At 46.3% G+C, this 14,765-nt stretch carries 16 protein-coding genes; 12 read left to right on the forward strand and 4 right to left on the reverse strand.

Translation table 11 applies throughout. The features are described from left to right. Positions 1 to 2: 2 nt before the first annotated feature. Both fmt and rsmB read left to right on the forward strand, forming a co-directional pair. Positions 3 to 947, forward strand: a complete 945-nt coding sequence (gene fmt, locus BVG16_RS12015) for a methionyl-tRNA formyltransferase (protein WP_078498916.1) — start codon at positions 3 to 5, stop codon at positions 945 to 947. 38 nt (positions 948 to 985) lie between these two features. Beyond that, positions 986 to 2,332 carry a 16S rRNA (cytosine(967)-C(5))-methyltransferase RsmB gene (gene rsmB, locus BVG16_RS12020; protein WP_144027378.1) on the forward strand — a complete coding sequence of 449 codons (1,347 nt, stop codon included), beginning with the start codon at positions 986 to 988 and terminating at the stop codon, positions 2,330 to 2,332. Positions 2,333 to 2,499: 167 nt separating this feature from the next. Here the strand turns inward: rsmB and pepT are convergent, their stop codons facing one another. The 3 genes from pepT to BVG16_RS12035 all read right to left on the reverse strand — a co-directional run bounded on the left by pepT (position 2,500) and on the right by BVG16_RS12035 (position 4,938). Next, complete coding sequence (gene pepT, locus BVG16_RS12025; RefSeq protein WP_078498918.1) at positions 2,500 to 3,732, reverse strand: peptidase T; 1,233 nt, start codon at positions 3,730 to 3,732, stop codon at positions 2,500 to 2,502. A gap of 178 nt (positions 3,733 to 3,910) precedes the next feature. After that, positions 3,911 to 4,426: a spore coat protein GerQ gene (gerQ, locus tag BVG16_RS12030; protein ID WP_078498919.1), complete on the reverse strand. Its 516-nt coding sequence runs from the start codon at positions 4,424 to 4,426 to the stop codon at positions 3,911 to 3,913. Positions 4,427 to 4,506: 80 nt separating this feature from the next. Further along, complete coding sequence (locus BVG16_RS12035) at positions 4,507 to 4,938, reverse strand: cell wall hydrolase (protein WP_078498920.1); 432 nt, start codon at positions 4,936 to 4,938, stop codon at positions 4,507 to 4,509. Positions 4,939 to 5,126: 188 nt separating this feature from the next. Here BVG16_RS12035 and rlmN point away from each other — a divergent pair, with 188 nt between their 5' ends. The 7 genes from rlmN to spoVM all read left to right on the forward strand — a co-directional run bounded on the left by rlmN (position 5,127) and on the right by spoVM (position 11,278). Beyond that, a complete protein-coding gene (rlmN, locus tag BVG16_RS12040; RefSeq protein WP_078498921.1) occupies positions 5,127 to 6,176 on the forward strand; it encodes a 23S rRNA (adenine(2503)-C(2))-methyltransferase RlmN in 1,050 nt (349 codons plus the stop codon). Positions 6,177 to 6,181: 5 nt separating this feature from the next. Next, the gene (locus BVG16_RS12045) at positions 6,182 to 6,955 is read left to right on the forward strand and encodes a Stp1/IreP family PP2C-type Ser/Thr phosphatase (RefSeq protein ID WP_078499108.1); all 774 of its coding nucleotides are present in this window, start codon (positions 6,182 to 6,184) and stop codon (positions 6,953 to 6,955) included. Beyond that, a complete protein-coding gene (pknB, locus tag BVG16_RS12050; protein ID WP_078498922.1) occupies positions 6,952 to 9,156 on the forward strand; it encodes a Stk1 family PASTA domain-containing Ser/Thr kinase in 2,205 nt (734 codons plus the stop codon). Before BVG16_RS12045 ends, pknB begins: the two co-directional genes overlap by 4 nt. Before the next feature lie 57 nt (positions 9,157 to 9,213). Continuing rightward, a complete protein-coding gene (gene rsgA / locus BVG16_RS12055; RefSeq protein ID WP_078498923.1) occupies positions 9,214 to 10,146 on the forward strand; it encodes a ribosome small subunit-dependent GTPase A in 933 nt (310 codons plus the stop codon). 2 nt (positions 10,147 to 10,148) lie between these two features. Next, entirely contained in the window at positions 10,149 to 10,811 is a 663-nt protein-coding gene (gene rpe / locus BVG16_RS12060) for a ribulose-phosphate 3-epimerase (RefSeq protein ID WP_078498924.1), read from the forward strand. 13 nt (positions 10,812 to 10,824) lie between these two features. Beyond that, complete coding sequence (locus BVG16_RS12065; protein ID WP_078498925.1) at positions 10,825 to 11,076, forward strand: hypothetical protein; 252 nt, start codon at positions 10,825 to 10,827, stop codon at positions 11,074 to 11,076. A gap of 121 nt (positions 11,077 to 11,197) precedes the next feature. Next, positions 11,198 to 11,278, forward strand: coding sequence for a stage V sporulation protein SpoVM (spoVM, locus tag BVG16_RS12070; RefSeq protein WP_034273235.1), 81 nt, complete (start codon positions 11,198 to 11,200; stop codon positions 11,276 to 11,278). A 71-nt stretch (positions 11,279 to 11,349) separates the two neighbouring features. Here the strand turns inward: spoVM and rpmB are convergent, their stop codons facing one another. Continuing rightward, complete coding sequence (gene rpmB / locus BVG16_RS12075) at positions 11,350 to 11,538, reverse strand: 50S ribosomal protein L28 (RefSeq protein WP_018756532.1); 189 nt, start codon at positions 11,536 to 11,538, stop codon at positions 11,350 to 11,352. Positions 11,539 to 11,707: 169 nt separating this feature from the next. Between rpmB and BVG16_RS12080 the strand changes: the two genes are divergently transcribed. From BVG16_RS12080 to BVG16_RS12090, 3 genes are read left to right on the forward strand one after another with little or no spacing between them, the layout of a single operon-like run. After that, on the forward strand, positions 11,708 to 12,067 hold the full coding sequence (locus BVG16_RS12080; protein WP_078498926.1) for an Asp23/Gls24 family envelope stress response protein: 360 nt from the start codon (positions 11,708 to 11,710) through the stop codon (positions 12,065 to 12,067). Between the two features lie 15 nt (positions 12,068 to 12,082). Then, a complete protein-coding gene (locus BVG16_RS12085) occupies positions 12,083 to 13,840 on the forward strand; it encodes a DAK2 domain-containing protein (protein ID WP_198957451.1) in 1,758 nt (585 codons plus the stop codon). 51 nt (positions 13,841 to 13,891) lie between these two features. Continuing rightward, positions 13,892 to 14,758 carry a DegV family protein gene (locus tag BVG16_RS12090; protein WP_078498927.1) on the forward strand — a complete coding sequence of 289 codons (867 nt, stop codon included), beginning with the start codon at positions 13,892 to 13,894 and terminating at the stop codon, positions 14,756 to 14,758. The last annotated feature ends 7 nt before the right edge of the window (positions 14,759 to 14,765 follow it).

Here is a 14,765-nt window from a genome sequence, read left to right on the forward strand (position 1 = left end):
GAATGAATATTCTATTTATGGGGACACCGGAATTTGCGGTGCCGTCATTGCAAATGTTGTTGGATGAAGGGTATAACGTGATCGCTGTCGTATCCCAGCCAGACCGTCCCAAAGGAAGAAAACGCGTGTTGACCCCGCCGCCAGTGAAAGAATTAGCCGTAGCGAAATCGTTGCCTGTCTTACAGCCAACAAAGCTGCGCAGTCCGGAATCGGTTGAAGAGATTGTCAAGCTTGCACCAGATTTAATCGTAACAGCTGCCTATGGGCAAATCCTGCCGAAAGCGATCTTGGATCTTCCTCGCTATGGATGCATTAATGTACATGGCTCCTTGCTGCCAGGTTATCGAGGCGGCGCACCTATTCAACGTTCGATTATGAACGGGGAGTCCGTAACGGGTGTGACCATTATGTATATGGCTGAGGGATTGGATACCGGAGATATGATCTCGCGGGTCGAAGTTCCAATTACCGATGACGATACGTCAGGTACGATGTTCGAGAAGTTGAGCATCGCTGGCGCGAAGCTCCTGCGCGAGACCTTGCCAGAGCTGATCGCAGGTCGTATTCAAGCCGTGAAGCAAGATGATTCCTTGGCTTCCTATGCCTCGAACTTAACCCGTGAAGATGAGCGAATTGACTGGAATCGCAGTTCTCGTGAGATTTTCAATCAAGTTCGCGGACTTGTCCCTTGGTCTGGCGGCTTTACACTTTGGAACGAAGAAGTATTTAAAGTATGGGCTTGCCGCAAGCCTGAACCAAGCGCATCTGCCGTGAACTCTTCGGCTGCTCCAGGCACTGTCTTGGCATGTGATGAAGGTGGCATTGAAGTTCGTACCGGAGACGGATCTATCGTGCTCACACAAGTCCAGCCGGCTGGAAAGAAAGCAATGGACGTATCTGAATTCGTCCGCGGCGGGAAAATGACGAAGGGAACGATATTGACGTGAATTCAACCAAAAGAAAACTAACGGCACGTGAAGTTGCGATGGATGTGCTGACACGAGTGGAGCAAGAGGGCGCGTACAGTAATTTGCTCTTGAATCAGTCGCTGCAGAAACATCAACTGGAACGTGCCGAGGCGGGTTTTGCCACCGAATTGGTGTATGGAACGATTCAACGTCTCAATACGATTGATTACTATCTAAGTTCATTTGTAGCAAAAGGTTTGGTTAAGCTTCAGCCCTGGGTGCGGAATTTACTGCGCTTGAGCTTCTATCAAATCTATTATCTCGATCGCATTCCACCGCACGCAGCGGTGAACGAAGCGGTAAATTTAGCGAAGAGAAAAGGACATCAAGGGATATCGGGTATGGTGAACGGTGTCTTGCGTAATGTTCTTCGTAACAAAGAGGGATTACAGATTCCTGAGAATCTAAATACTGTGGGGCGCATCGCTCTAACCTATTCCCATCCCGAATGGATGGTAGAGCGGTGGGTTCAACAATACGGTGAAGAAGCGACGATGGCCATGTGTGCATCGAACAATGAAGCTCCGCATGTAAGTGTCCGTGTGAATGCCGTGAAGACAGACCGCGCATCTATGCTGCAAGATTTGGAAGCTTCGGGTCTAGAAGCACATGCATCGGCATTATCGCCGGCAGGGATTGTTGTAGATAGCGGCGGGAATATGGCGTTAACGGAATGGTTCCGGTCAGGGCGGATTTCGATACAAGATGAAAGCTCTATGCTCGTGGCGGAAGCACTCCATCCAGAAGCGGGTATGCGTGTATTGGATTGTTGTGCAGCGCCTGGAGGCAAAACCGCTCATATTGCCGAGCTTATGGGGGATCAGGGAGCCGTTATTGCGAACGATGTACATCCCCATAAACAGAAGCTGATTACGGACCAAGCCGCGCGTCTCGGATTGAAATCGATACGTACGATGGTCAGTGATGCGTTAACGCTCTCGAATCAATTTGAACCGGAATCATTTGACCGCATTCTTCTGGATGCTCCTTGCTCAGGACTTGGTGTTATTCGCCGGAAGCCGGATTTAAAGTGGGCCAAGCAGCCGGGAGAAGTGGATGAGATTGTCGCATTGCAAACGAAGCTCCTTGACGAAGTCCATTCGTTGTTGAGACCAGGCGGCATCCTTGTATATAGTACATGTACGGTGGAACCGGAAGAGAATATCCGAATGGTGGAACAGTTTCTGCGCAACCATCCCAACTTTACTTGGGCCGCTGAAAATACGGCAAGTCAAGCTTGGCGAGCGTTATACAGTGGAATTCGTGGAGAGTCAGGCGGTAACGACATGAGCCATATTCAGATTTTACCTCAGGATTATCATTCGGACGGCTTCTTTATCGCAAGACTGGTGAAGACGCAATAACTTACGTTGGAACACATCGTCTTATCCATTAGGTTGCTGATATCACGGAAATTCATCGATTTGATCAGGAGATCGAACGAGTGGTAACATAGGCACTATACTACCAATATACAGCAAACGCCCGGGTTCATTATCGAACTCGGGCGTTTGCTGTATGGCTATGCAGTTTAGGCTTGCTGTTCAAATCGTTGAACGATCTCAACGATGACCTTCGTAGCTTTTACCATATTATCAACGGACACATACTCGAACTTCCCATGGTAATTTTCACCACCTGTGAAAATATTCGGTGTCGGCATTCCCATATAGGATAACTGTGACCCATCTGTTCCCCCGCGAATCGGTTCAATGATGGGAGTAATCTCTAGGGATTCCATGGCCTCCCGAGCGATATTCACGATGCTCATCACAGGCTCAATTTTGTCGCGCATATTGTAATATTGGTCGTGTATATCTAGATTAATATTTTTTTCGCCATAAATTTGTTGGAACTCTTTTACGATTTGAGTAAGGTGTTGTTTCTTCGACTCAAACGTATCTTTATCAAAATCGCGAATAATATAACTCATTTTTGTCTCTTCTACCGTTCCGTTCAATGAAGTCAAGTGGTAGAAACCAACATATCCGTCGGTGAATTCAGGAGCCTCAAGTGCTGGCAGACGGTCATGAATAGCCATAGCTATTTTCATGGAGTTAATCATTTTATCCTTCGCTGTCCCAGGATGAACGCTCGATCCACGGACGATAATTTTCGCAGCTGCGGCATTAAAGCTCTCGTATTGGAGTTCGCCAAGTGGACCGCCATCCATGGTGTAAGCATAAGCAGCACCAAAGGCTTCAATATCGAACTTATGAGGACCTCGTCCAATTTCTTCGTCGGGTGTAAAGGCAACGCGGATTTTGCCGTGCTTGATGTCTGGGTGTTGAATCAGATAAGCCATTGCCGTCATAATCTCCGCGATGCCAGCTTTATCATCCGCACCAAGCAGGGTTGTTCCATCTGTCGTGATGATCGTATGCCCTTTGTAAGCCGGCAACTCCGGAAAATCCTTTGTGGATAGGATCACTTGTAATCCTTCATGCAACACAATATCCTCGCCATCATAACGCTCAATGACCTGCGGGTTTACATGCTCGCCCGTGAAATCTAACGCTGTGTCCAAGTGGGCTAAGAACCCGATCGTCGGAACCGATTTGTCTGTATTGGCAGGAAGCGTTGCCATGACATAACCATTTTCGTCTATAGTAACCTCTTCCATGCCTAGGCCTTTTAATTCTTCTACGAGCATCTTCGCGAGAACGAGCTGACCCGGAGTAGAGGGGCAAGTGTCGCTTTCATCATTCGATTGTGTATTTACACGAACGTAAGTTGTAAATCGGTGTATTAATTCTTGTTTCACAGGATCCAGCTCCTTATTGTTTTATATTTCATATTGTACCATTTTCAACGTGAATTTCGCCAAAGAACGTCGCAAGAAAGCGAAACAAGAAATTGAACCGCATAACCGTATGTATATTGGTAATTTACGATAATATAAGAGGCCCATGTCATGACATGGGCCTGCGTGCTGCTATAGATTAACGAGGTTGAGGGGGATTTCCAATGACCCCGGGATAGGTGTAGTTAAGCGGCTCATCGAAAGTAACGAAATCGAGGTTCACCATCAGGAGTATTATACGTTGACCTGTTGTAGTATCACTGATGATGATATGATCACGGCCTGCGGCTTCGACAACGCCTTTGAAGATTTTGGCATTCCAGTCGCAGTTGTTCTCGTAGGTCATATAGAACGTGCCGACTTTGCCAAGATTCATGCGGAGGATATTCTCTACGAATGATTGCTCAGTAATTGAGGCAAATACACTTCCTGAAGGTGTAATGACGCCTCCGCTAGCTGCTAGAGGACCTTGCGGGGTAGGTGCTGGTGCCGGCATTCCGACATTCATAGGTGCTGGTGTCGGCATTCCAACATTCATAGGTGCTGGCATCCCGACATTCATGGGTGCTGGATAGGGTTGCCCACTACCCATAGGCATTTGCGTAGGTGCTCCATATCCGTAGTTACCTGTCGATGATCTGTAATAATAATTCATGTTGTTCTTTTCCTCCTCGATTATCATTCATGTTCTCTCTGTAGTTACAATAGCTGCACAGGTGAAACACGAGCCTAACGCTAATAATTCCGATATACGGAAGGGCAGTTGTCACCTGTCGGGGCATAGAAGCAGTGGTTCTTAAACTGTCCGCTTTTAGGTTGGTTGTACCATTGGTCCGGGCAAGGTCCAGCAGGGCGGAAGTACCACAATGCATAAGTTGCCGGCCACGCCTGTTCTCCGTTTATGGCTCGCCTAGCAAGCCGCGTATCTCTATCGCGCGCCCTTTGGTAGAAATATCCTTTTTGTGTGGCTTCAAATCCTCCTGGGCTTTGAAATACCATATCTCTGATATTGCGAATATCTTTGAAATCAAGGCAATCCACTAAGACACGATTGACGCCAACGTTCCCAACCATGAGCATTCCTTGCTCGCCTTCGCCTTCCGCTTCTGCCCGCATTAGTCGTCCTAGCAGCTTTACATCCCCCGAATTTACTTTCACTACAGCCATGTCGTTGTTCACCCCTTCCGTCTGTAGACTTAGTCATTCACCCATACCTATAGTATTGAAAAGGGGGGTCAGGGGTGCTAACTTTCTTGCGAAAAGTTCACACCCCTTTAGCCCTCGTTTTATTTATGGTAAAATAGATCGAATGAGATAAACTAAAAGAAAATGGACTGAATAGGTTGTGAGAAAAATTGGATAAACCGTTTATTTATGATTACACGCTAGAAGAGCTGCAAACTTGGGCAAAAGAGAATGACGAGCCTGCATTTCGCGGTGGGCAAATTTTTGACTGGTTATATGTGAAGCGGGTGGATAGCTTCGAGCAAATGAGCAATTTGTCCAAAGAGCTTCGGCAAAAGCTGGAAGATCAATTTCAATTCGTCACATTGAACGAAATTGCAAAATATGAATCAAAGGACGGAACGGTGAAATTCCTATTCGGTCTCCAAGATGATCATGCGATAGAAACTGTTATTATGAAACACAACTATGGTAATAGTGTTTGTGTGACGACACAGGTTGGCTGCCGCGTAGGTTGTACCTTCTGTGCGTCGACGCTAGGCGGTCTGAAGCGGGACCTTACGGCTGGAGAAATTGTAGCCCAAGTTGTGCAAGCACAGAAAATTCTGGATGAACGCAACGAACGCGTTAGTAGCATCGTAATTATGGGTACGGGCGAACCGTTTGAGAACTATGAAGCGACGATGAAATTTCTACGTCTCATGATCCATGAGAAGGGATTAAATATCGGCCAACGTCATATTACGGTATCTACAAGCGGAATCGTGCCGAACATTTATAAATTTGCTGACGAGAATACACAAATTAATCTAGCCATTTCCATTCATGCACCAAATGATGCGCTTCGTTCGAAGCTCATGCCAGTCAACCGGAGATTCCCGTTTGCTGATGTGATGGATGCGCTGCGCTACTATCTAGCGAAGACAGGGCGACGGATCACATTTGAGTATGCGCTGATCGGTGGGGTGAATGACCGCCCTGAACATGCTGAGGAGCTTGCAGAGGTAATTAAGGACATGCTCTGTCACGTCAATCTTATTCCAGTTAACCATGTGCCTGAGCGTAACTATGTACGTACACCGCGTAATGACATTTTTGAATTCCAACGGATATTAGAAGGCAAGGGAATCAATGCGACGATTCGTCGTGAACAAGGTCACGATATTGCTGCTGCTTGCGGACAATTGCGGGCGAAGCACATGGAGTCCAATGCGAGGTGAAAACCATGAACATGGTACAGCGTTCAGATGTAGGACGCGTGCGAACAATTAATGAGGATTTATCTTGGGTGCAGACACTAGATAATGGACATACGCTTGCGATTGTCGCCGATGGGATGGGGGGCCATCAAGCCGGAGACACCGCAAGTCGTCTGGCAGTTGCTACGGTTACGGAGCAATTGCAATCCTTAGAAGCAGATCTTACAACAGAACAATTGAGTGAGGCTTTAACGAATGCTATTTTGCGTGCGAATCGGGTTATTTATGAGCTGGCATCTCAAGATATGAAATATCACAATATGGGAACAACGATCGTTGCCGTGCTGCTAGATGGCGCAGCAGGGGTTATTGGTCATATTGGAGATAGCCGCATTTACAAAGTAAATAACCATTCGATCGAGCAATTGACAGAGGATCATTCGCTTGTGAATGAACTTCTGAAATCGGGTCAGATTACGGATGAAGAGGCAGAACATCATCCGCGCAAGAATGTCCTGACACGGGCGCTGGGAACGGATCCGGATGTTTCGGTAGAGATCAGCACGATCTCTTTTGAACCCGGTGAGATGCTTGTCCTCTGCAGCGACGGTTTAAGTAACCGCGTTAGCGAGGAACAAATGACGGCAACCGTATTTTCATCGGACTACTCTCTCGAAGACAAAGCCGATTTATTGCTGCAAATGGCACTACAAGCGGGTGGAGAAGATAATATCACCGTAGTTCTCTTAGAACAAACGGAGGAATCTGCCGAACGAACAACAGGGGGGGAGACGGAATGATTGGACACGAACTAGGCGGACGCTATGAGATTCTTACTCGAGTTGGTGGCGGCGGTATGGCGTTAGTCTACAAGGCACAAGATCTGTTATTGGGTCGGAATGTAGCGATCAAGATTTTGCGACAACAGTTCGTCCATGACGAAGAATTTATTCGTCGGTTTCGCCGCGAAGCACAATCGGCAGCATCTTTATCGCATCCGAATGTCGTCAGTATTTATGACGTAGGTCAAGAGCAAGATATTCATTATATCGTCATGGAATATGTCGAGGGCCAGAATTTAAACGAATATATCAAAGAAAAAGCACCGTTACAGGTTGATGAAGCGATACATATTGCAGCACAAATTTGTGATGCTTTAGACCATGCGCATCAGAACGAAATTATTCATCGAGATATTAAACCGCATAATATTCTGATAGGAAAAAATGGGCGCATTAAAGTGACGGACTTCGGGATTGCAAGGGCGGTAACGTCTTCGACGATTACCCAGACAGGTTCCGTGCTTGGATCCGTTCACTACTTCTCACCGGAACATGCCAAAGGAATTACGACAGGTGCTAAATCTGACTTGTATTCCTTAGGAATCGTGTTATATCAAATGTTGACGGCACGATTGCCGTTCCTTGGAGAGAGCCCGATCAGCGTGGCACTGAAACACTTGCAGGATGAATTCGAGGAGCCACGGGTCGTTAATCCACTGATCCCGCAGAGCGTAGAGAATATAATTCTGAAGTCGATGCGGAAAAATCCGCAGGACCGTTATCAGAATGCCAAGGAAATGATGGCTGATTTAGAGACGGCTTTATCTCCAACACGTCGATTTGAGAAGAAGATCGACTTCGAAGATGACGCGTATATCGATGCGCAGAAGACACGAATTATTCCAGCGATTAAGCCGGATCAATATACTTCCAAGAAGTCGGTAGCCGCAGCAGCGGCTCCACCATCTACACGTAACCTTCCACAAGAGGAAAATGAAGAAGAGTGGGAGGAGGAACCGCGGACACAAAAGAAGTGGCTCAAGCCGACGTTGTGGATCGGGATACCTCTTGTTATCATCGGGTTAATGATCGCGGTCGTCATTTACGTACAAAATTTAGTGTTTGTGCCTGAAGTTACTTTACCGAGTGTCGTGAATCAGACCGAGGAAGCAGCCATCAAGCAGTTAACGGACCTTGGCATTGTAATCGAGGAACCGATCGTGCGGGAAGTGAAGGAAGGCTTCGCTAAAGGCGTCGTATTCGATCAGAGCAAGCCGGAAGGCGCGAAGGTGAAGAAAGGTTCGACGATTTCGATTTCGGTAAGTGAAGGTGTTCCGTCCTTTACGATGCCTGATTTAACTGGTAAAACCTATACCGAAGCGCGCCAGATGCTCATTGACATGAAGGTACCGGAAGCTCAGATTACGAAAAAGGAAGAGAATAGCGATGATATTGAGCCAGGGAAGTTGATTCGTCAATCCCCTAGCGCCAATACGGAGAGTGATCTCGCACAGCTCCAAATCGAATTAACTGTAAGTAAAGGCAGCGCCTCATTCGCAATGCCGAATTTAATCGGCAAAACGGAGAGTGAGGCGAAGGCCATAATTCAAAGTAATAACTTAAAACTTGCGAAAGAATCCGGCGGCGTGAAAAGGGAACCAAGCTACTTCGCGAAAGGCGAAGTATTCAAGCAGTGGCCGCATGAGCCGAATGAAAAGGTGGATCCAGGCTCTGAAGTTATCATCTATGTCAGCACGGGTTATCCGCCAGAGGCTATTGAATATACCTTTAATTTGCCGATTGCGCCGGCTGAAGAAGGTAAACAAAGCAAGATAAGTATCAAATATACGGATGCACGCGGAGAGAATATCGATTGGGGACCATCACAGAAAATTTCTCATGTGCAGACCTTTGCGATTGATCTCGTTCTTGCGCCGAACAAGGATGGTGTCGTCACCGTTACTAGGGATGGTCAGTATCTAGATTCGTATCCTGTAAAGTATATCGATGCGAAGCAAGGTACCGTGCAAATCCCGCAAATCGAACAGCCGCCTACAGATCCTACTACGTTCCAGACGGATGAAAATGGCAACCCGATCGGAGGGGAAGTGTCGACCCAGAGTGCCAATAATGGTAATGGTAATGGTAATGGGAATGGGAATGGGAATGGGAATGGTAAAGGAAAAGATAAAAAAAACAAAGATAACCAAGATGATTGAGGAAGTCGAAGCCGCAATGAATGCGTGCATTCGAAGAACAGGAGGCCTAACGATTTTATGCCCCAAGGGTTAATTGTAAAGGCATTAAGTGGTTATTATTATGTTGAAGCGTCCGGTGATGTAATCCAATGCCGAGCGCGCGGAATATTCAAGAAAAAGGGTATCTCTCCGCTGGTCGGAGATTACGTTGAATTTACAGTCACGGAGAACGGCGAGGGCATGGTAGATAAAATCATGCCCCGTTCTTCGGAACTCATCCGTCCACCGATTTCGAATGTTGAGCAAGCGATTCTTGTCTTCTCTGTACAGGAGCCGGAGCTGAATTTACAGCTGTTGGATAAATTTCTTGTACATATTGAACATGCCGGCTTAGATGTCGTCATCTGCTTCACGAAAGAAGATTTGCTTGATGAGCCGTCGGATGAAGGTGATGGTGATCTACCTGCATCATCGTCACATGGAAAAGAAATCACGAAGATTGAAGATGCGGAAGTCTTATACAAACAAATTGGTTATACAGTCATTCGTACAAGCTCGGTAACGGGTATGGGAAAAGACGAGCTTATGACCCATTTGAACGGTAAAATTAGCGTATTCGCGGGTCAATCCGGCGTGGGTAAGTCATCGATGTTAAATGCATTATTACCCGGACTATCGCTTGAGACCAATCAGATCAGCATGCGGCTTGGAAGAGGTAAACATACCACAAGGCACGTGGAACTGATCACATTGCCTGAAGGCGGTTTTGTTGCGGATACCCCTGGGTTCAGCCAGCTTGATTTCTTGGAGTTGGGGGTCGAAGCTTTAGGCGATTGTTTCCGTGAATTCCACGATTATGCGGCGGAATGCAAGTTCCGTGGTTGTACGCATATACATGAGCCGGGATGCCGCGTTCTCGCAGCCAAAGCGTCAGGAGATATTGCGCCTAGCCGCTATGATCACTATGTCTTGTTTTTTACAGAGATGAAAGAGAAAAAACGGAGGTACTAAACATGAAAACAAAAATTGCTCCGTCTATTTTATCAGCGGATTTTGCAAAATTGGGAGCCGAAATTAAAGAAGTAGAATTAGGAGGAGCCGATTGGATTCATGTTGATGTCATGGATGGCAAATTTGTTCCGAATATCACGATTGGACCGTTAGTCGTCGAAGCGATTCGTCCGATTACCAAATTACCACTAGACGTTCACTTAATGATTGAAAGTCCTGAGCTTTATGTTGCTACCTTCGCGAAGGCGGGCGCAGATCTGATTACGATACACGCAGAGGCATGCACGCATTTGCATCGTGTCGTTCACTTGATCAAAGAGCAAGGTGTCAAAGTTGGGGTGGCGCTAAACCCTGCAACGCCGTTATCTGCGATTGAAGAAATTTTGGAGGACCTGGATCTTGTACTCATCATGACGGTGAACCCTGGGTTTGGCGGTCAGAGCTTTATCGAGAGTACGCTAGCCAAAATTACGCGCCTACGTGCTATGCTAGACGAACGTGGCTTGCAGCATGTACATATTGAGGTGGACGGCGGTGTGCAAGAGTTGACAGCGCCTAAGGTCGCTGCAGCGGGGGCTGACGTGCTCGTAGCGGGTAGTGCGGTATTCGGACAACCGGATCGCAAAGCGGCGATGGATCGTATTCGAAACAGCATTACTTCATAAGAGGAGTGACTACGTGAAAGCACTTTGGCTTATATTATCGAGTTTATTATGCGGTGTGTTAATTGGGATGTACTCCCTCATACCGTCACCGGCGAATCTTATTTTTTCGCTCGGGGCCCTCATTTTGTCCATCTATTTCTTCCGAAAGTTCGAACGTCTTAGTTCGCGTATTTGGTACGTCGTCTTATCGATTGTTTTTTACTTGCTTTTTATTGTGATTCTTACGATGATTCAATTCATCAAAGCAAATCCGATCCCGGCTTAAGGGACATCTTCATTTTACCTAGGGTTGTCTGTAGGAATAGGTCATGCCATTCCCGCATATGATGGTTACATATATGTGCGGGAGTGGGGTTTCTTCAGAAAACTTGTAGGAGGGTGAAACCATGAAATTTTATACGTTTAAATTACCGAAGTTTCTAGGAGGCTTTGTTAAAGCGATCCTTAATACGTTCCATAAAAGCTAATGTGCGCTTCTAGGCGCAATTAAAAAAGCACCTGAGGATCAGGTGCTTTTTGCTTATGAGTTTATTCGTTATTATACGCGAGCTACTTTACCGGATTTCAATGCGCGTGTGCTAACATAAACACGTTTTGGTTTTCCGTCGACCAAGATACGAACTTTTTGAACGTTAACGCCCCAAGTACGTTTGTTTTTGTTGTTTGCGTGGGAAACGTGGTTCCCAGTTTTTGGCGATTTGCCAGTTACGAAACATTTGCGAGACATTGAGTACACCTCCTTGTACGAGACACCTGCATAAAACAATACTTAAATATAATAGCACAGCCTAAAAAGCTTCGTCAACTGATTGAAAAACTTTATTTATTTATCTTATCTATTATAGTACAATGTTGATTAGTCCATAATACTCAAAAAAGGGAGTGGAGATAAGAAAATGACCATTCAACTAAGTACGGATAACGGAAAAGTATTCATTTCAGATGATGTCGTAGCGATTATTGCAGGTTCTGCTGCTCTAGATTGTTATGGGCTGATTGGAATGGCTTCGCGCAAACAATTGAAAGATGGCATTACGGAGCTGCTCGGACGCGAGAATTTAACGCGCGGTGTCGAAGTACGCAAGATGGATGATTCGGTTCAAATTGACCTTTATATTATTGTCAGCTATGGAACGAAAATATCGGAAGTGGCTCATAACATTCAAGTTAAAGTGAAGTATGTATTGAATGAAATCGTGGGACTACACGTTGATGTGGTAAATGTATTCGTGCAGGGCGTACGTGTAATAAGTTAGGAAGGGGAATCACCATTGAGGAAGCTTTCATTAGATGGGGCAGATTTTACAAGCATGGTCTTACAAGGTGCGAATCAATTGCATCTTCATTCAGAGCATGTTAATTCTTTAAACGTGTTTCCGGTTCCAGATGGAGATACGGGGACGAACATGAATTTAACAATGGCTGCTGGTGTGAACGAATTACGGGAGAAAAGTTCCGCCTCGATTGGCAAAAGTGCAGAAGTCTTGTCCAAAGGGTTGTTGATGGGTGCGCGCGGTAACTCAGGCGTTATCCTGTCTCAATTGTTCCGTGGATTTAGCAAGTCCGTGACAGGGCTGGATTCGATTCAATCTGTCCAATTTGCCGCTGCATTGCAAAACGGGGTGGACACAGCATACAAAGCGGTTGTGAAGCCTGTCGAAGGTACGATTCTGACCGTGGCAAAGGAAGCTGCAAAACACGCGGTGTACATAGCCCGCCGTACGACGGATGTCATTGAATTGATGCAAGAAGTGTTGGAAAAAGCCAAAGAAGCGTTAGCGAACACGCCGAATCAATTGCCGGTGCTTAAACAAGTTGGCGTCGTGGATTCCGGGGGTCAAGGGCTTGTTTATATCTACGAAGGTTTTTTAAGTGCTTTGCAACTAGGAGACACAGCGATTCCAGACGCAGCGCGTCCTGCTGTTGAAGACCAAGGCAAGAGACCATCGGCGGTTACTTCGGCTATTCCTCATACACATGCTGCACAATCGCAGCTGTCTACGGAAGATATTGAATTCTTGTACGATATGGAGTTCTTTATTCAACTAAATTTAGGAAATGCCCGTAAGAAGTTCGATGAGCAGTTATTTCGGAAAACGCTTGCAAGAAATGGGGATTCCATTATTGTCATTGCGGATGATGAAATCGTTAAAGTTCACGTACACTCCAAAACACCAGGCGACGTCCTAAATGAAGCGTTACTGTACGGTGAAATAACAAAAATAAATATTTTAAATATGCGTGAACAACATCGTGACTTATTGGCAGATGGGGGCGATGTTACGCCGATGCCTGAGCTGTTCCCTGCGATTGATCATGAGGTATCTGATTTCATTGAGACGGTTGTAGAGCCTCCTGCGGACGAAATCGCGTCATATGGCATCATTTCGGTATCCATGGGACAAGGTATTTCCGATATTTTCACGAGTCTTGGGGTGGATATTGTTCTTTCGGGCGGACAGACGATGAATCCGAGTACGGAAGATTTCGTGAAGGCGATCGAATCCATTTCGGCACAGCATATTTTCATTCTGCCGAATAACTCGAATATCATTCTGGCCGCGCAGCAGTCGAAAGAACTGGTACCGGATCGTGACGTGACGGTATTACCTGCGAAGACGATTCCACAAGGACTTGCAGCTGCATTTGCATTCCAAGAGGATGAATCTGTACAAGTCAATGCGGAAGCCATGGAACAAGCAATCGCCCATGTGCAATCGGGTCAAGTGACGTATTCTATTCGAGATACGAATCTGGACGGATTAGATATTAAGGCAGGCCATTATATCGGTATTCACAATTCTAAAATTGTTGCAACGAAGGAATCGCTCGTCGAAACATGTCAAGGCTTGCTCGGTCAAATGATCGACAACGGAGATGAGATTGTGACGGTACTTGTCGGTGATGACGCGGAGCAAGCAACAACAGAGGAATTGACAGCATGGATGGCAGAGCAGTATCCAGATGCTGAAGTAGAAATTCATACCGGTGGACAGCCTATTTATCATTATATTTTCTCTGTAGAGTAAGGTCGTCTACCATTCAGACTTCATCGTAATTGAAAATTAGGGGGCATTGGCATGGGTAAAATTCGTATTGTCACAGACAGTACGGGGGACATCCCTCGTGAGCTACGCGAACAGTATGATATCCGAATGGTTCCACTGAAAGTGCATTTTGGTGATCAAATGTACATGGATTCAATTACGATCGAGCCTGCACAGTTCTATGAGCTTCTTGTCACATCGGAGAAGCTGCCGACAACGTCGCAGCCTTCTCCTTTGGACTTCAGTGAATTGTATAAGGAACTGCTAGCAGACCCGGACACCGAGATTATTTCCATTCATCTCTCTGCGGCAATGAGCGGAACCTATCAATCGGCTATGCTAGCTAAATCGATGATTGAAGATTTAGATGCAAGCTATGAAGACCGTCTTACCATTGTAGATTCGAAGTCAGCTTCTTACGGCTTCGGGCAGATGGTTGTTATGGCTGCACGGCTTGCGGAGCAAGGAACATCGAAGGATGGTATCTTAGAGGCGATTACACGTTTCCAACAGGAGCGTAAATTGTATTTTCTCGTGGATACATTGAAATTTTTGCAAAAAGGCGGACGGATCGGGAAGGCTTCAGCCGTTCTAGGCACGCTTCTAAATGTCAAACCGATTTTGTCGATCGATGCGGAAGGCGAAGTCTATGCGGTCGATAAGGTGCGGGGGCAGAAGAAGGCGGTCTCCCGTGTCGTCGAGTTATTTAAGAAGGATTTCGAAGGCAAGCGAATCCATATTGCTGCGGGTTATGCCACCGAACGAAGCGTCATGGAGGATGTCATTGCCCAGATGCGAGAGCAATTCGATGTCGCATCCGTAGAATATACAACGATTGGTTCGGTGATCGGGACGCATGTCGGTCCAGGTGTGGTCGCTATCTTCGTGACTCCGATTTAAAAGAGGT

Source organism: Paenibacillus selenitireducens (assembly GCF_002021565.1).
In the GTDB taxonomy this organism is placed as follows: domain Bacteria; phylum Bacillota; class Bacilli; order Paenibacillales; family Paenibacillaceae; genus Paenibacillus_K; species Paenibacillus_K selenitireducens.

Coding starts and splice junctions, on each gene's coding strand:
- fmt (WP_078498916.1), top strand. CDS start 3: ATGAATATTCTATTTATGGGGACACCGGAATTTGCGGTGCCGTCATTG.
- rsmB (WP_144027378.1), top strand. CDS start 986: ATGGATGTGCTGACACGAGTGGAGCAAGAGGGCGCGTACAGTAATTTG.
- gerQ (WP_078498919.1), bottom strand. CDS start 4,426: ATGAATTATTATTACAGATCATCGACAGGTAACTACGGATATGGAGCA.
- BVG16_RS12035 (WP_078498920.1), bottom strand. CDS start 4,938: ATGGCTGTAGTGAAAGTAAATTCGGGGGATGTAAAGCTGCTAGGACGA.
- BVG16_RS12045 (WP_078499108.1), top strand. CDS start 6,182: ATGAACATGGTACAGCGTTCAGATGTAGGACGCGTGCGAACAATTAAT.
- pknB (WP_078498922.1), top strand. CDS start 6,952: ATGATTGGACACGAACTAGGCGGACGCTATGAGATTCTTACTCGAGTT.
- rsgA (WP_078498923.1), top strand. CDS start 9,214: ATGCCCCAAGGGTTAATTGTAAAGGCATTAAGTGGTTATTATTATGTT.
- rpe (WP_078498924.1), top strand. CDS start 10,149: ATGAAAACAAAAATTGCTCCGTCTATTTTATCAGCGGATTTTGCAAAA.
- spoVM (WP_034273235.1), top strand. CDS start 11,198: ATGAAATTTTATACGTTTAAATTACCGAAGTTTCTAGGAGGCTTTGTT.
- rpmB (WP_018756532.1), bottom strand. CDS start 11,538: ATGTCTCGCAAATGTTTCGTAACTGGCAAATCGCCAAAAACTGGGAAC.
- BVG16_RS12080 (WP_078498926.1), top strand. CDS start 11,708: ATGACCATTCAACTAAGTACGGATAACGGAAAAGTATTCATTTCAGAT.
- BVG16_RS12090 (WP_078498927.1), top strand. CDS start 13,892: ATGGGTAAAATTCGTATTGTCACAGACAGTACGGGGGACATCCCTCGT.